General features: G+C 71.6%; 13 protein-coding genes. 10 read left to right on the forward strand and 3 right to left on the reverse strand.

Annotated features, from left to right (window positions below):
- Positions 1 to 1,532: P-loop NTPase family protein (locus tag QR78_RS21000; protein ID WP_483127854.1), on the forward strand; the 1,532-nt coding region annotated here is incomplete at its 5' end.
- A gap of 156 nt (positions 1,533 to 1,688) precedes the next feature.
- Positions 1,689 to 2,588, forward strand: a complete 900-nt coding sequence (locus QR78_RS21005) for an MBL fold metallo-hydrolase (RefSeq protein WP_048429526.1) — start codon at positions 1,689 to 1,691, stop codon at positions 2,586 to 2,588.
- A gap of 59 nt (positions 2,589 to 2,647) precedes the next feature.
- Here QR78_RS21005 and QR78_RS21010 read toward each other — a convergent pair whose 3' ends face one another.
- The 3 genes from QR78_RS21010 to QR78_RS21020 all read right to left on the reverse strand — a co-directional run bounded on the left by QR78_RS21010 (position 2,648) and on the right by QR78_RS21020 (position 5,383).
- Positions 2,648 to 3,601, reverse strand: coding sequence for a nickel/cobalt transporter (locus QR78_RS21010; protein WP_048429536.1), 954 nt, complete (start codon positions 3,599 to 3,601; stop codon positions 2,648 to 2,650).
- A gap of 47 nt (positions 3,602 to 3,648) precedes the next feature.
- Positions 3,649 to 4,293, reverse strand: coding sequence for a DUF1007 family protein (locus tag QR78_RS21015; RefSeq protein WP_048429527.1), 645 nt, complete (start codon positions 4,291 to 4,293; stop codon positions 3,649 to 3,651).
- Positions 4,294 to 4,720: 427 nt separating this feature from the next.
- Complete coding sequence (locus QR78_RS21020) at positions 4,721 to 5,383, reverse strand: TetR/AcrR family transcriptional regulator (protein ID WP_048429528.1); 663 nt, start codon at positions 5,381 to 5,383, stop codon at positions 4,721 to 4,723.
- 41 nt (positions 5,384 to 5,424) lie between these two features.
- Here QR78_RS21020 and QR78_RS21025 point away from each other — a divergent pair, with 41 nt between their 5' ends.
- The 8 genes from QR78_RS21025 (at position 5,425) to QR78_RS21060 (ending at position 14,851) form a co-directional block, all read left to right on the forward strand.
- Positions 5,425 to 5,724 carry a hypothetical protein gene (locus QR78_RS21025; protein WP_048429529.1) on the forward strand — a complete coding sequence of 100 codons (300 nt, stop codon included), beginning with the start codon at positions 5,425 to 5,427 and terminating at the stop codon, positions 5,722 to 5,724.
- A 248-nt stretch (positions 5,725 to 5,972) separates the two neighbouring features.
- A complete protein-coding gene (locus QR78_RS21030; RefSeq protein WP_048429530.1) occupies positions 5,973 to 7,076 on the forward strand; it encodes an efflux RND transporter periplasmic adaptor subunit in 1,104 nt (367 codons plus the stop codon).
- Positions 7,073 to 8,158, forward strand: coding sequence for an efflux RND transporter periplasmic adaptor subunit (locus QR78_RS21035; RefSeq protein ID WP_048429531.1), 1,086 nt, complete (start codon positions 7,073 to 7,075; stop codon positions 8,156 to 8,158). The genes QR78_RS21030 and QR78_RS21035 overlap by 4 nt, the downstream gene beginning before the upstream one ends.
- 77 nt (positions 8,159 to 8,235) lie before the next feature.
- On the forward strand, positions 8,236 to 11,304 hold the full coding sequence (locus QR78_RS21040) for an efflux RND transporter permease subunit (RefSeq protein ID WP_048429532.1): 3,069 nt from the start codon (positions 8,236 to 8,238) through the stop codon (positions 11,302 to 11,304).
- Positions 11,305 to 11,390: 86 nt separating this feature from the next.
- Positions 11,391 to 11,816, forward strand: a complete 426-nt coding sequence (locus QR78_RS21045; RefSeq protein ID WP_048429533.1) for a MerR family transcriptional regulator — start codon at positions 11,391 to 11,393, stop codon at positions 11,814 to 11,816.
- A complete protein-coding gene (locus QR78_RS21050; RefSeq protein ID WP_048429534.1) occupies positions 11,755 to 12,156 on the forward strand; it encodes a carboxymuconolactone decarboxylase family protein in 402 nt (133 codons plus the stop codon). The genes QR78_RS21045 and QR78_RS21050 overlap by 62 nt, the downstream gene beginning before the upstream one ends.
- A 292-nt stretch (positions 12,157 to 12,448) precedes the next feature.
- Positions 12,449 to 13,714 carry a YjgN family protein gene (locus QR78_RS21055; protein ID WP_244276306.1) on the forward strand — a complete coding sequence of 422 codons (1,266 nt, stop codon included), beginning with the start codon at positions 12,449 to 12,451 and terminating at the stop codon, positions 13,712 to 13,714.
- A 3-nt stretch (positions 13,715 to 13,717) separates the two neighbouring features.
- Positions 13,718 to 14,851 (forward strand): M48 family metallopeptidase, encoded by a 1,134-nt coding sequence (locus QR78_RS21060; protein WP_089504109.1) that lies wholly within the window; start codon positions 13,718 to 13,720, stop codon positions 14,849 to 14,851.
- Positions 14,852 to 15,064 lie beyond the last annotated feature (213 nt).

Below are 15,064 nucleotides of genomic sequence, written 5' to 3' on the forward strand. Positions count from 1 at the left end.
TCCTGGGGGACCGCGGCAGCGGCGGCCGGGTGCTCGCCGCCCTGATCGCCGGCCAGCTCGAACCCACCGCCGGGGCGGTGACCTATGCGGGCACCGACCTGCGCTCGGTCGAGCCGGCGGAGCGGGCGCGCCGCATCGCCTATGCGGGCGGCGAGCCGGTGCTGATGAGCGGCACGCTGCTGCAGAACCTCCTCTACGGCGACCCGGCCTTCGCCGACGGATCGAGCCCCGACGCGAGCACGCCGAACGCCCGCGAGCTGGAGGAGAGGCTGGTCGAGGCCCTGTCGGTCACCGGGCTCGACCGGCTGGTCTACGGGCGCGGGCTCGCCAGCGTGCTGCCGCGCCGCCTCGACGCCGCCACCGCCGCCGCCATCGTGGAGACCCGGGACGCCCTGCGGACCGCGCTCGCCGCCGACCACGCCGCGCACCTGATCGAGCCGTTCGACCCCGCCCGCTACAACCGGCAGGCGACGGTGGGCGAAAATATCCTGTTCGGGGCGCCGGTCGGCTCGGCCTTCTCGGAGGCGCGGCTCGCCGGCCATCCCTTCACCCGGGCGGTGCTGGAGGCCGAAGGCCTGACCCGGCCGATGACCGAGATGGGGCTCGCCATCGCCCGGGCCACCGTCGAGATCTTTTCCGACCTGCCGGACGACCACCCGCTCTTCGACGCCTTCTCGCTGTTTCCCGCGCGCGAGCGCGGCTTCTTCGAGGATCTGATCGCGCGCCAGCCCGAGGCCTCCGGCTGGCGCCGCGGTCCCGCGGGCCAGCGCGACCGCGCCCGCCTGATCGGCCTGTGCCTGCGCTACAGCGAGACCCGGCACCGCTTCGGCCTCATCGACGAGGCGATGGAGGCGCGCCTCGTCGCGGCCCGGCGCACCTTCGCGGCCCTGCTGCCGGCCTCGCTCACCGGCTCGGTCGAGTTCTACGATCCCGGCAAGGTCACGGCGGCGGCGAGCCTGGAGGAGAACCTGCTGTTCGGCCGCGTCGCCGGGGCGGAAGCCGGGGCGGGCGCCCGGGTGCGCGCCCTGATGCAGGCGGTGCTGCGCGAGCGCGGCCTCGAGCGCACGGTCTACCGCTTCGGCCTGGCGAGCCAGGTCGATCCGCGGGCGGCGGAAAGCGGCCTTGCCGGGCGCGACGGCTTCACGCCGTTCGAGCGCACGGCGATCGACGTCGCCCGCTGCCTGGTGCGCCGGCCCGACATCCTGGTGGTCGGCCTCGCCCTCGACGACCGAGGCGCGCCCGAGGTGATGGCGGGCATCGAGCGGCTGCGGGCGGCCCGGGCCGGGCGCGGCCTCGTGGTCTGCCTGCCGGCCGAGTGCCGGCCGGACGAGGCCGCCCCCTTCGACGTCGTGCTGCGGGCCGAGCGCACCACCGTGGTGCGGGCCGGCGGGATGCCGGATGTCGCGGAGACGGCTGTCGCAGAGTCCGGCCCGTCCGGGGCTCCCGCCGGCGCAGAGGCGGTCCCGTCATCCGAGGTGGTCTCGTCATCCACAGAGCCGGTGCGGGACCGCACTCGCTTAACGCCAGATTAGGCCGTCCGGGGGAACCTTCGTCTTGTGCTCGCCGTTCGTGCTGCACATCTTTCGTGTACAGTTCCCATCCGTGCCTTGCCGGCCTGCCCGGCCGGAGCCTTCGCCATGTGCGTTGTCGCACATCCATCTCCCGCAACCCCCATCACGGTCACCGGCATGACAACGAGGGGTCCTCTCATGGAAGCCGGCTTGACGCTCCGGTTCTGGGGCGTCAGGGGGTCGACCTGTGCTTCGGGCCCCGATTTCGTGGAATTCGGCGGGCACACGCCCTGCGTCGAGGTCCGCTGCGGCGAGCGGCTGTTCGTGATCGATGCCGGCACCGGCATCAACGCGTTCGGCGCCCACCATCGCGACCGGGTGCCCCAGCGGGTCGACCTGCTGCTCAGCCACCTCCACCTCGATCATGTCGGCGGCCTGCCGTTCATGAAGCCGGCGATCCTCGACCCCTCCCGCGAGATCCACACCTGGTGCGGCAACCTCGACGGGGCGAGCGCCGCCGAGCCCCTCGACCGGCTCTTCTCGCCGCCGCTCTTCCCCATCACCCTCGACATGTTCCCCGCCCGCTTCGTCCATCACGGGTTCCGGGCCGGCGAGAGCCTGACCTTCCCGGACGGCGCGGTCGTCGACACCATCCCGCTGCAGCATCCGCAGGGCGCCACGGGCTACCGCTTCCGGCATGCCGGCCGCTCGGCCTGCTACATCAGCGACCTCGAGCATTCCGAGCCCTGGCCCGATCCGGCGCTCCTCGACTTCGTGCGCGGCTCGGACCTCGTGGTCTATGACGGCATGTTCACGCAGGGCGAATACCCGTCCTGTCGCGGCTGGGGCCACTCGACCTGGCAGAAGGGCGTCGAGCTGTGCCGGGCCGGGGATGTCGAAAGGCTCGCCATCGTGCACCTCTACCCGCAGCACACCGATTCGCTGCTGCGCGACCTGGAGGTCCAGATGCAGAGCGAGATGCCCGGAGCCTTCGTGGCCCGCGAGCGCCAGGAGATCAGCCTCGCGGCCGTCGCGGAGGCGAACCCGCGGCGCCGGCGGGTCGCCCAGGTCGCCTGATCAGAGAGGCGCCTGATCAGAGAGGCGCCTGATCAGAGGCGCCCGATCGGCTCGCCCGATCAGAACGCCGTCGCGGCCCAGCCCGAAAGCAGCCCCGCCCCGAGCACCATCACGAAGGCGGCGGCCCATAATTCGAGCATGCCGACCGCGATCGCCCCACCCTGACCGCGGCCTCCCGCGAGCCGGAGCGCGAACGCCTTGGCGAACACCGCGAGCGCCGCCAGCACCCCGGTGGTGATGGCGGTCCCGAGCGCCATCGCCAGGGTCGCGGCGACGCCGGCCCACAGGATGCCCTGCGACAGGGCGAAGACCAGGACCAGGATCGCCCCGGCGCAGGGGCGCGTGCCGGCGGCCAGCACCACGCCGGCCTGCTCGCGCCAGCCCGCCAGCCGCTCGACCTTCGTCCCGTCGGCGAGGCCGGCATGGCCGCAGCCCGGGCCGCAAGCCGGCCCCGCCTCGCGGTTGAGGAGGCGCGCGAGCTGCCCGGCCTTGCGCCAGGTCACCGCCGCGCCGAGCACCGCCACGCAGGCAAAGCCCGCCGTCTCGATGACCGTGCCGGCCTGGTTGAGGCCGGCGGCGGTGAGGCGCAAGACCACCGCGCCGCCGCCGACGAGGGCCAGGGCGACGACCGCCTGGAGCAGGGCCGCCAGCAGGCTCAGGGTGAAGCCGCGTTGCAGGGCGCGCTCGCCGGCCATCAGGTAGCCGGCGATCACCGCCTTGCCGTGGCCGGGCCCGGCGGCATGCAGCACCCCGTAGGCGAAGCCGAGCCCGACGAGCGTCAGCGCCCCGTCGCGGCCGTCCTTGACCGCCGAGACGGCGGCCTGGAGCGCCCGCGAGAAGCCGGCCTGCATGGCGAGCAGCCAGGCGCCGAGGCTCGTGGCGCCGTTGGGGCTCGCCTCGCGGAAGCCGATGCCGAAGGGGGAGCGCGGCGGCGCCCGGAAACCGGGAGCGAGCAGCCCGAGCAGGACCGCCAGCAGGGCGGCGGCGGCGAGGACCGCGAGGGCGGCCAGCATCAGGCGCTGGACGCCGCGGGAGGGGAGAGCGAGGGGAAGGGCTCGGGTCAGCACGCGACGACGATCCGGTTGGCGAATTGCACGCCGTAGGTCGAGGCGGCGGTGATCGCCTCGAAGAAGGCCTCCGACATGCCGGTGGCGGCGGGCGCCGGCGCGGCAGTCTTGGGCCGGTGGGCGGTGACGCGGCAGGCGGCGGGCGCGCCCACCAGCGTCGCGACCTCGCCGCCCTCCGCGAGGCTGAAGGCGACGAAGTAGGTCGGGTCGTAGACCTCGAGCGAGGCCGTGCCGGCGGCCGGCGCCTTGAGCGGCAGGGTGAACCGCAGGGTCAGCTGCCCGTCCGCGAAGGTCATCGCCGGATCGGCGGCGGCGCCGAGATCGACCTTGCGGCCGTTGACCTTCAGCACCGTGAAGTAGGCGTTGTCGGCGAGGTTCTCGGCATTGTCCCGGGCGAGCGCGGCGAGTGCCGCCGGGTTGACCGGCCCGGTCGTCGACTGGCCCAGTCCCTGGATCGCGAAGGCCGAGTAGGTCGGATCGAACGTCCAGGCGTGGCGCACCGCCCGAAGCACCCCGTCCGGCCCGTAATCGAGCTCGGCCCGGGTGGTGATCCAGACATGCGGATGGGCGAGCGCCGGCGTCGCCGCGGCGAGAGCGGCAGGCAGGAAGCCGACGAGGAGACGGGACGGGCGCAGCATGACGATGTCCTTCGGCGACGCTCGCCCGTCGTGGTGAAGCGGTGGTGAAGCGCGTCGCGCCCCCCGGTGGCGCACTGGTCCCGCCGCATTGCGGCGGGAGCGGGGCGGTGGGGCTGCGCTTCCGATCCGAAGGCTCGCGCCCGAACCCTCCCCCCCTCAGGGCTATCCGGGGAAAGAAAAAAGCGCGCCTCCCCTCTCCCGTATGGGAGAGGGGCCGGGGATCGAAGATCCCGCGTGAGGGTGCTACGGTTCCGTGTGAAGCACTCAGCGTAGAGCTGCCAGCACAACAGTCACAGCTTTACACTGAAGCGTGTCACCCTCGCGCGATCTTCGATCGCCCCTACCCCTCTCCCACACCTTGCAGCGATACCGGGCAAGCCCGGCATCGCCCGGAGAGGGAATCCCGCGCCTGATTTCAAATGGGATTTTATTCGGACAGCCCTGCCGTCTGCAGGGAGGGGTTCGGGCGGGAGCCGCCCGTCAACCCCCGCTCCAGCAGGTCCAGGTGGCCGGCCAGGTAGGCCGGTCCGTCGATGGCGTGGTCGTCGCCGAACATCAGCCGCCAGGTGCAGGCCATGATGACCGGGGCGAAGAGCAGGTGGGGGAACTCCTCGGCGGCGGAAGGCCGGAACTCGCCCCGCTCGATCCCGTAGCGGACGACGCGGCGCAACGCCTCCACCTCGGGGCCGATCACCTCGGCGCGCCAGCGCTCGACGAGATCGGGAAAGCGGCTGACCTCGGCGAGCAGCATCCGGATGATCTCGCGGGTGCGCCGGTCCTCGACCATCTGGGCGTATTCGAAGGCGAAATGGGTGCGCAGGATCGTCATCGCGGAGCCCTGCGGGGCGGCGGTGAGCGCCGCCAGATGCTCCCGCGACGGGCGGCTCATCTCCTGCATCGTCGCGAGGAAAAGGTCCTCCTTGCTCGGGAAGTACAGGTAGATCGTGCCCTTGGTGATGCCGGCCCGGGCCGCCACGTCGTCGAGCTTGGTCGCCGCGAATCCGCTCCGGGCGAATTCCTCGAACGCCGCCTCCACGATCTCGCCGGGCCGCTCCTCCTTGCGCCGCCGGCGCTGTCCCGCCACTGCCATCTCGCACCCTTATTGACTGCCTGGTCAGTTATTAGTACGAGATGGGCGTCGCCTTCAAGGAGCGCGCCATGGCCCGCACGGTGATGTGCCCATCCCGGATCCACCGGTCCGGTCCAACCCCACCGACCCGGCACGGGTTCACCCGCCTGCCGAACGGCCTCGACCTGCATGCCCCCGCCCTCTCCCGCGCGCATCCGCTGCTGCCCCGGCGCGGTACGGTGCCGGCCCTGGCCCTGGTGCTCGTCGCCCTCGCCGGATGGGCCGGCCTTCTGGCCTGGACCCGCATCGATCCGGTGGCCGCGCCCTGCACGGCCTGCATGGCCGAACAGAGCCGTCTCTGAGCCGACACGTCCTTTCGCGTTCGCCCCGGCACGGCGCCGGGGCCTCGTCACAGATGCGGCGGGGCCGCCCTCCCGGGCGGCACGCCACATCTGGAAGGAGCGGCCGCACCCGCCCCCTCGCGGCCGCTCCTTCACATCCGTCGCCCGCCCGTGCTGTCCTTCGGGGCTTCCCGTCCCACGCCGAACCGGTACCCTCGACGATCATGAGACCCAGCCCGATCCTCCGAGGCGTCCACCGCCCGGCCGCAATGGCCGCCCTGATCCTCGCGGGGCAAATCCTCGCGGGCCAGGCCCGCGCCGATGCGCCCGCCTCCACGGCCAAGGACGAGGCGAAGCAGGCATCGGTGCAGGCCGGCGCGCTGGCGGAGGTCCGGGTCGTCACCGCGGCGCTCGCCCCGGTCTCGGCCCAGGTCGTCCTGACCGGCGACATCCAGGCCAAGTTCCTGAGCAACATCGCGTTCCGGGTCAGCGGCAAGATCCAGGAGCGGCTGGTCGAGGTCGGCGAGCACGTCACCGCCGATCAGGTGCTGGCCCGGCTCGAGCCGCAGGAGCAGCAGGTCAACGTCGACACCGCGCAGGCCGCGCTCGCCTCGGCCGAGGCGCTCTTGACCCAGGCCAAGGTCGGCTTCGAGCGCCAGCAATCGCTGATGCGCAGCGGCTACACCACCCGCACCGCCTACGACCAGGCCGAGCAGACCCTGCGCACCACCCAGGCCTCGGTCGAATCCGCCAAGGCGGCGTTGGGCAACGCCCGCGAGCAATTCTCCTATACCGAGCTCAAGACCGGGGTCGCCGGCATGATCACGGCGCGCAACGCCGAGGCCGGCCAGGTGGTCCAGTCGGGCCAGACCGTGTTCACGCTGGCCCAGGACGGGCCGCGGGACGCGGTGTTCATCGTCTCCGAGACGCTGCTCGCCGAGCCACCGGAGGGCAAGACCGTCGACATCATCCTCCTGTCCGATCCGCGGGTGCGCACCACCGGCACGGTGCGGGAGATCTCGCCGGCGGTCGATCCGTCCTCGGGCGGCGTGCGGGTGAAGATCGGCCTCTCCCAGGTCCCGCCCGAGATGTCCCTCGGGGCCACGGTGGCGGGCCTCGGCCGCTTCCGCGCCCGGCAGGCGATCAGCCTGCCCTGGAGCGCGCTGTTCCGCTGGCAGGACCAGCCGGCGGTCTGGGTGCTCGATCCGGGCAGCGGCACCGTCGCGCCCAAGACCGTGACGATCGACCGGTATGCCGGCTCGGCCATCGTCCTGTCGGAGGGCATCCAGCCGGGCGAGCGGGTGGTCACCGCCGGGATCCAGCTCCTGCGCCCCGGCCAGGCGGTCGCAGTGGTCGGGGAGGACAAGCAGTGAAGCACGTCCCCGCCCTCGCTGTCCTCGTCCTCCTCGCCGCCTGCCAGGAGAAGAAGGCCGAGGCACCGCCGCCGGTGCGCCCTGTCCTGACCACGAAGGTCGAGATCCGCACCGCCGAGACCTTCGGGCCCTTCGCCGGCACGGTCGAGCCGCGCTACCAGACGCAGGCCGGCTTCCGGGTCCCGGGCCGGATGGTCGCCCGCGACGTCTATGTCGGCGACCTCGTGCCCAAGGGCGCGCGCCTCGCCGCCCTCGATCCCACCGTGCTGCAATTCGCCGTCACCCGGGCGCGGGCCGACGTCACCGATGCCGAGGCGCAGCTCACCAACGCCAATGCCGTCGAGGGACGCCAGCGCACCCTGTTCGACGGCGGCAACGTCACCCAGGCCGCCCTCGACGCGGCGGTGGCCACCCGCGACACCGCCGCGGCGCGCCTGGCCCAGGCCAAGGCCGCCCTCCAGAAGGCGACCGACGAGCTCGGCTACGCTACCCTGAAGGCCGATGTCGACGGGGTGGTGACCGCCTGGAGCGCCGAGGTCGGCCAGGTGGTGAGCGCCGGCCAGGTCGTGGTGACGCTGGCCCGGCCCGACATCCGCGAGGCGGTGGTCGACATCCCGGACGGGCTGATGGCCGGCATCAAGGCCGGCACCGAGTTCACCGTGACGCTCCAGGCCGCGCCGACCATCACCGCCAAGGGCCGGGTGCGCGAGATCGGGCCGCTCGCCGACCCGGCGACCCGCACCCGCCGGGTGCGCATGACGCTGACCGATCCGCCGGAGGCGTTCCGGCTCGGCACCACCATCACGGTGGCTCTGGCGCGCGCCACCCCGCCCCGCATCACCCTGCCGGCCACCGCCCTCCTGCGGGAGGAGAGCCGCACCAGCGTCTGGGTGGTCGCGCCGGACGGCCGGTCGGTCGCCCGCCGCGACGTCGCGGTGGTCCCGCCCGCCGACGCCGGGCACCACGACGAGGACACGGTGACCCTGAGCGACGGCCTCAAGGCCGGCGAGACCGTGGTGGTGGCGGGCGTCCACAGCCTGAAGGACGGGCAACCGGTGCGCCTCGCCGCCTCCGGGCTCTGACCGCTCCCCGAATTCTTCGCGCGCGGCCCGACGCGGCCCGCCCCCCAAACTCTCTTTCAGCGCGAGGCCGCGCCCCGATGAAGTCGTTCAACCTCTCCGAATGGGCGCTGTCGCACCGCTCCTTCGTCTGGTTCCTGATGGTGGTGGCGATCGTCGCCGGCGCGATGTCGTATCGCAAGCTCGGCCGCGAGGAGGACCCGGCCTTCGCGATCAAGACCATGGTGGTTCAGGCGGTGTGGCCCGGCGCCACGATCAGCGACACCCTCGACCAGGTCACCGACCGGATCGAGAAGGAGCTGCAGCAGATCGGCGCGGTCGACTACACCAAGAGCTACACCACGCCCGGCCAGGCGACGGTGTTCGTCAACCTGCGCGACACCACCCCGCCGCAGACGATCCCGTGGCTGTTCTACCAGGTCCGCAAGCGGCTCGGCGACATCAAGGGCACCTTCCCGCAAGGGATGCAGGGCCCGTTCTTCAACGACGAGTTCGGCGACGTCTACGGCAACGTCTACGCCTTCACGGCGGACGGGCTCTCGATGCGCCAGCTGCGGGACTACGTCGAGACGGTCCGCACCCGGATCATCAAGGTGCCGAGCATCGGCAAGACCCAGATCATCGGCGCCCAGAACGAGGTGATCTATCTCGGCTTCTCGACCCGCAAGCTCGCCGGCCTCGGCGTCGACGTGCAGTCGCTGATCAAGACGCTGCAGGCCCAGAACGCGGTGGCGCCCTCGGGCGTAATCCAGGCCGGGCCGGAGCGGGTCTCGGTCCGGGTCGGCGGCCAGTTCACCGACGAGAACAGCCTGAAGGCGATCAACCTGCGGGTCAACGACCGCTTCTTCCGCCTCTCGGACGTGGCCGAGATCGAGCGCGGCTACACCGATCCGCCCGAGGCGCTCTTCCGCTACAACGGCCGGCCGGCGATCGGGCTCGCCATCGCCATGCAGCAGAGCGGCAACCTGCTCGAATTCGGCGAGGCCCTGAAGTCCCGCATGCGCCAGGTCGAGGCGGAACTCCCCGTCGGCGTCGGCATCCACCTCGTCTCGGACCAACCCAAGATCGTCGAGGAGGCGGTCGGCGGCTTCACCAAGGCCCTCGTCGAGGCGGTGGTGATCGTGCTCGTGGTCTCGTTCCTGAGCCTCGGAGTGCGGGCCGGCCTCGTGGTCTCGTTCTCGATCCCGCTGGTCCTCGCCATCGTGTTCGTCATCATGGAGGTGATGGGGGTCACGCTCCAGCGCATCTCGCTCGGAGCGCTGATCATCGCGCTCGGCCTCCTCGTCGACGACGCGATGATCACCGTCGAGATGATGGTGGCACGGCTGGAGGCCGGCGACAGCCTGCACAAGGCCGCGACCTTCGCCTACACCTCCACCGCCTTCCCGATGCTCACCGGCACGCTCGTCACCGTGGCGGGCTTCCTGCCGATCGGCTTCAACGGCTCGGCGGCGGGCGAGTACACCTACTCGCTGTTCGTGGTGATCGCGGCCTCGCTCCTCGTCTCCTGGGTGGTGGCGGTCCTGTTCGCCCCCCTCATCGGCGTCAAGATCCTGCCGAAGACCATGAAGGGCCACCACGACAAGCCGAGCCGCCTGCTCAACGGCTTCCGGGCCCTGCTGCTGCCCGCGATGCGCTTCCGCTGGGTGACCGTCGCGGCCTGCGTCGGCCTGCTCGGTGCCGCCATCGTCGGCATGGGCCACGTCCAGCAGCAGTTCTTCCCGGCCTCCGACCGGCCCGAAGTGCTGGTCGACATGACCCTGCCGCAGAATGCCAGCATCAGTGAGACCAAGGCGCAGATGGACCGGTTCGAGCAGGCGCTGAAGGGCGATGCCGAGATCAAGCGCTGGAGTTCCTATGTCGGCCAGGGCGCGATCCGCTTCTACCTGCCGCTGGACCAGCAGCTCTCCAACGCGTTCTTCGGCCAGATCGTGATCGAGACCGTGTCGCTGGAGGCCCGCGACCGCACCATGGCGCGGCTCAACGCGCTCGCCCGGCGCGACTTCGTCGGCACCGACGTGTTCATCCATCCCCTCGACCTCGGCCCCCCGGTCGGGCGGCCGATCCAGTACCGGATCAGCGGCCCCGACCTGCAGGTGGTGCGGACGCAGGCCCTCAAGCTCGCCAACCTGGTGGCGCAGAACCCGCATGTCGGCCTGCCGACCTTCGACTGGAACGAGCCCGGCAAGGTCTTGCGGGTCGAGATCCTGCAGGACAAGGCGCGCCAGCTCGGCGTGACCTCGCAGGACATCGCCGGCATCCTCAACGGCGTGGTCGGCGGCACCACCATCACCCAGGTCCGCGACGCGATCTACCTCGTCGACGTGGTCGGCCGGGCGCAGGGGCCGGAGCGCCGCTCCGTCGACACGCTCCAGAGCCTGCAGGTGCCGACCGCCGGCGGCGCCACCGTGCCGCTGCTCGCCTTCGCCAAGATCCACTACGACCTCGAACAGCCGATCGTCTGGCGCCGGGACCGGATGCCGACCATCACGGTGCGCGCCTCGATCACCGACACGACCCAGCCGCCGACGGTCGTCGACGCGCTGGCCCCCGCCATCGCGCAGTTCCGCTCCGAGCTGCCGGACGGCTACGACGTCGCCACCGGCGGCGCCGTGGAGGAGGCCGCCAAGGGCCAGGGCCCGATCGCCGCGGTGGTGCCGGTGATGCTGCTGGTGATGGCCTTCTTCCTGATGGTGCAGCTCCAGAGCGTCCAGAAGCTCTTCCTCGTCTCGAGCGTGGCGCCGCTCGGCCTCATCGGCGTCGTCGCGGCGCTGCTGCCGTCGGGCGCCCCGATGGGCTTCGTGGCGATCCTCGGCATCCTGGCGCTGATCGGCATCATCATCCGCAACGCGGTGATCCTGGTGACCCAGATCGACGAGTTCGAGGCCGAGGGCATGAACCCCTGGGACGCGGTGGTGGAGGCGACCTGCCACCGCATGCGCCCGATCCTGCTCACGGCGGCCGCCGCGAGCCTCGGCATGGTGCCGATCGCCCGCGAGGTCTTCTGGGGGCCGATGGCCTACGCGATGATCGGCGGCATCATCGCGGCGACCTTCCTGACCCTGTTCTTCCTGCCGGCGCTCTATGTCGGCTGGTACCGGATCCGGCCGCAGAAGGCGGGCGAGGGACACGCTCCGGCCGGGGCGTGAGGCCGGCCTTGCACGCCGCGCACTCCGCTTGACTTCGAGCGCGCTCGAACCCCTAGCCTCGGACGCGTCGTGGCGAGAAGGTGCGCATGAAGATCGGGGAACTGGCCGCGCGTTCGGGACTGACCGCCCACACCCTCCGCTACTACGAGCGGATCGGGCTGCTCCCCTACGCCGACCGGAACCGGTCGAGCCACCGTGACTACGACGCATCGATCCTGACCTGGATCGGCTTTCTGACTCGTCTCAAGACGACCGGGATGCCGATCCGGGAGATGGTGCGCTACGCGGCCCTGCGAAACGACGGCCCCGCCACGGAGACGGAGCGCCGCGAGATGCTGGAACGGCATCGCGCGCGCGTCCGCGCTCACGTTGACGAGCTGCAGGAAAGCCTTCTCGTCCTCGACGCCAAGATCTCCGGGTATGCCGGCGCGGACGAGAGGATGCAGGCCCATGACACAGAACCATCACTCCGGCGAAAGCCGGCTGGAGCGCGGACGACGGGCGCTCGCTGAGATCGACGGCCATGCCGGAGAGGCGGTCGTCGCCTCGCTTGCCGACATCGCCCCGGATTTCGCGACCTACCTGCTCGAATTCCCGTTCGGCGACATCTACAGCCGCCCCGGCCTCGACCTGCGCGCCCGCGAGATCGCCACCATCGCGGCGCTGACCGCGATGGGCAACGCGGCCCCGCAACTCAAGGTGCACATCGCGGCGGGACTGAATGTCGGTCTCTCCCGCGAGGAGATCGTCGAGACCATCATGCAGATGGCCGTCTATGCGGGGTTCCCGGCGGCGCTGAACGGCCTGTTCGCGGCCAAGGCGGTGTTCGCCGAGCGCGACGCGGCCGACTGAGACGCGCGGTCTTCGGATGGCGTATCGGCAAAGGCCGCGGCGAGACCGAATTCGGCAGCCTCTCCTCGCCCGTCCGGCGGTCGAGGTCTGCGCTCATCCGGCATGCCGTTCCTTCCAAAAGCCCCGGTCGCGGGTCGACCTCGATCGCCCGCACCAGCGCAGGCGACACGATGCGATCCAGGCGCGAACAAACGCACTGCACGAACAACCTCCCCTGGCATCCGCCCTCTCCTCGCGTAAGATACGGGAGACACCGGGGTCCGTGAGGGCGGGACGCAGGATGAGCATAGCGATGACCGAAGCGAGGCCCGGCTCCGCGCCGCAGGGCGTCTCCGTGACCTTCGACACGACGTTCCGCGGCCTGACCCGGCTCGCCCTCAAGGGCATCCTGCTCTCGCTCGTGACCTTCGGAATCTACCGGTTCTGGTACGTCACCGACCTGCGACGGTTCTTCTGGAGCCGCACGACCATCGACGGGTCGCCGGCCGTCTATACCGGAACCGGCAAGGAACTCTTTCTGGGCTTCCTGGTGGCGCTGGTGCTTCTGGTACCGATCTATCTCGGCCTGTTCGCGATCTCCCTGGCGATCCCTGCGCTCGCTCCGGCCTCGGTGGCGATCTCCTTCGTCAGCCTGTTCGTGCTCGGGCAGTACGCGCTCTATCGCGGGCGCCGCTACCGGGCGATGCGTACGCTCTGGCGCGGCATCCGCCTCGGCCAGGACGGGTCGGCCCTCGGCTACGCGGCCCGGGCGGCGGGCTGGTGGCTCCTCGTCTACCTGAGCTTCGGGCTCGCCTTCCCGTTCATGCGGGCGAGCCAGGAGCGCTACCGCATCAACCACACCCTGGTCGGCACGAGCCGGCTGACGTCGGAAGCACGCGGGCGCAGCGTGCTGGGGCCGTGGCTCCTGTTGTACCTCGTCGGGCTCGGGATACCGATCGGGTTCGGCGTCGCGCTGCTGGTCGCGTCCGACTTCTCGCTGCCGTCGGACCTGATGGTGCCGAAGCCCGGCGGCAAGGCGGGCGAGACGATCCTCAACCCGGCCTATGCGGGCACGGCGATCGGCCGCCTCGCGAACGCCCTGTTCTTCGCCGCCCTGATCTGCCTCCCGGCAGCGTTCATGCTGATCCCCTACTACCGGGCCCGCGAGGCCCGGGCCTTCGCGGGCGCAGTGCGTCTCGGCGGCGTGCGCCTCGCCTCGACCCTGCGGGCCCGTGCCTTCTACGGGCCTTACATTCGCTACGTGCTGTCGCTCGTCGGCCTCATGCTGGTACTCGGTCTCGGGGGCGTTCTCCTCGCCCTGGCCGCACGGCAGGTCAATTTCAGCTTCATCCACTGGTTCATCGTCCTGGGCTACGTCATCATGGCCCCCCTCGGCGCGGTGCTCTACGTCCGCCTGGTGCGAGCCCGGCTGTGGGCGGCGGTCGCCACGAGCCTGACGGTTCTGAACTCCGAAGACCTCTCGGCGATCCTCGCCTCGGCCCGGGGCGCCGGCAGCGGGTTGCAGGAGGGCCTCGCCGACGCGCTCGACGTCGGCGGCGCGCTCCAGATCGGCCTCTGAGCGGTGGACCCGCTGCCGCAGGATCCGACCGTCGAGGCGGAAGGGCGCTACTTCGACGGCGTCAGCGCCCGGCCTCACCCGGTGCGGCTTCACCTCGACGCACGGTTCCGGGTCACGGGCCGCGAGATTGCGAAGGACTGGGACCCGCTCGACCTCCGGGCGGAGGATTCGGTGCCGCCGCTGATGCGGGTCGGCCCCGCCCATGCGCCGGACCGGGTCGAGTTCTCGAACGCGGCGCTCGCCGCCACCTTGACGGCACGCTGCCCGGACCTGCACCGGCGTGAGGGAGCGGGCGGTGCTGTCCGCCTCGTGCTCTGGTCGGTCGCCGCCGGGATCTCGGTCCTGCTCGTCGCGGTCTTCGGCGTGCCGTACGTGGCGCGGCTGCTCGTCCCGCTCGTGCCGGATTCCGTCGAGGCGCGCCTCGGTGCCGTGGTCGAGCCGCAGGTGGTGCGTGTCCTCGGACATCCGCCGGCCTGCACCGGGGAGGCCGGGCGCGCCGCCCTCGACCGCCTCGTTTCCCGGCTCGTCGCGGCGCGGCGCCCCGACGGGTCGCTGCCGGCAGACCTCGCGGTGAGCGTGCGCCGCCACGAGATGGCGAACGCCCTCGCGTTGCCGGGCGCCCGGGTGATGCTCCTCTCCGGCCTGATCGCGCGGGCGACGACGCCCGACGAGGTCGCGGCGGTCCTCGCCCACGAGCTCGGCCATGTTCATACGCGCGACCCGACCCGGGCGCTGATCCAGGCCTCCGGCACCTCGTTCCTGCTGAGCCTCGTGCTCGGCGATTTCACGGGCTCGACGGTGATCGTGGCGGTCGGGGAGGCCTTGCTCTCGGCGGGCTACAGCCGCGACGCCGAGCGCGCGGCCGATGCCTACGCGGTCGAGATGATGGCGCGGGCGGGCGGCAATGGCGCCGCCCTCGCCGACATCCTCGAGCGCATCGCCGCCGATGACGGGCCGCGCGGGACTCTCGACCTCCTGCGTAGCCACCCTCTCACGACCGAGCGCGCCGCCGCGATCCGCGCCCTCGCCGGTCCCAGCGCGTCCGGTCGGCAGATCCTGCCGGAGAAGGAGTGGGGCGCCCTGAAGGGCATCTGCGCGACCACCGAGCGGTCGTCGGACAGATCGAGGACACCATGACGGGGCTGCCGGATTACGGGAGCCCCCTCCCCTGGTTTGTGATTCCGGCCCGGTCACGATCGATGCAGGGGCCCCCAAAGCGGACCTGCTCGGTTTCCCGGATTCCGTTTCGCCAAGCCGTGTCGGGTCGTCGCTTCGGCAAGCTAAACACGAAAAACCCCGCCGGCGCGACGCCGAGCGGGGTTTTCGTGTGTTTGGTTGCGGGGACAGGAT

It is taken from the genome of Methylobacterium indicum (assembly GCF_001043895.1).
Taxonomy (GTDB): domain Bacteria; phylum Pseudomonadota; class Alphaproteobacteria; order Rhizobiales; family Beijerinckiaceae; genus Methylobacterium; species Methylobacterium indicum.

Bases quoted from the DNA above. Each gene is read 5' to 3' on its own strand.
- QR78_RS21040 (WP_048429532.1), top strand. From the start codon at position 8,236: ATGAAGTCGTTCAACCTCTCCGAATGGGCGCTGTCGCACCGCTCCTTC.
- QR78_RS21055 (WP_244276306.1), top strand. From the start codon at position 12,449: ATGACCGAAGCGAGGCCCGGCTCCGCGCCGCAGGGCGTCTCCGTGACC.
- QR78_RS21010 (WP_048429536.1), bottom strand. From the start codon at position 3,601: ATGCTGGCCGCCCTCGCGGTCCTCGCCGCCGCCGCCCTGCTGGCGGTC.
- QR78_RS21005 (WP_048429526.1), top strand. From the start codon at position 1,689: ATGACAACGAGGGGTCCTCTCATGGAAGCCGGCTTGACGCTCCGGTTC.
- QR78_RS21020 (WP_048429528.1), bottom strand. From the start codon at position 5,383: ATGGCAGTGGCGGGACAGCGCCGGCGGCGCAAGGAGGAGCGGCCCGGC.
- QR78_RS21015 (WP_048429527.1), bottom strand. From the start codon at position 4,293: ATGCTGCGCCCGTCCCGTCTCCTCGTCGGCTTCCTGCCTGCCGCTCTC.
- QR78_RS21025 (WP_048429529.1), top strand. From the start codon at position 5,425: ATGGGCGTCGCCTTCAAGGAGCGCGCCATGGCCCGCACGGTGATGTGC.
- QR78_RS21030 (WP_048429530.1), top strand. From the start codon at position 5,973: ATGGCCGCCCTGATCCTCGCGGGGCAAATCCTCGCGGGCCAGGCCCGC.
- QR78_RS21045 (WP_048429533.1), top strand. From the start codon at position 11,391: ATGAAGATCGGGGAACTGGCCGCGCGTTCGGGACTGACCGCCCACACC.
- QR78_RS21050 (WP_048429534.1), top strand. From the start codon at position 11,755: ATGACACAGAACCATCACTCCGGCGAAAGCCGGCTGGAGCGCGGACGA.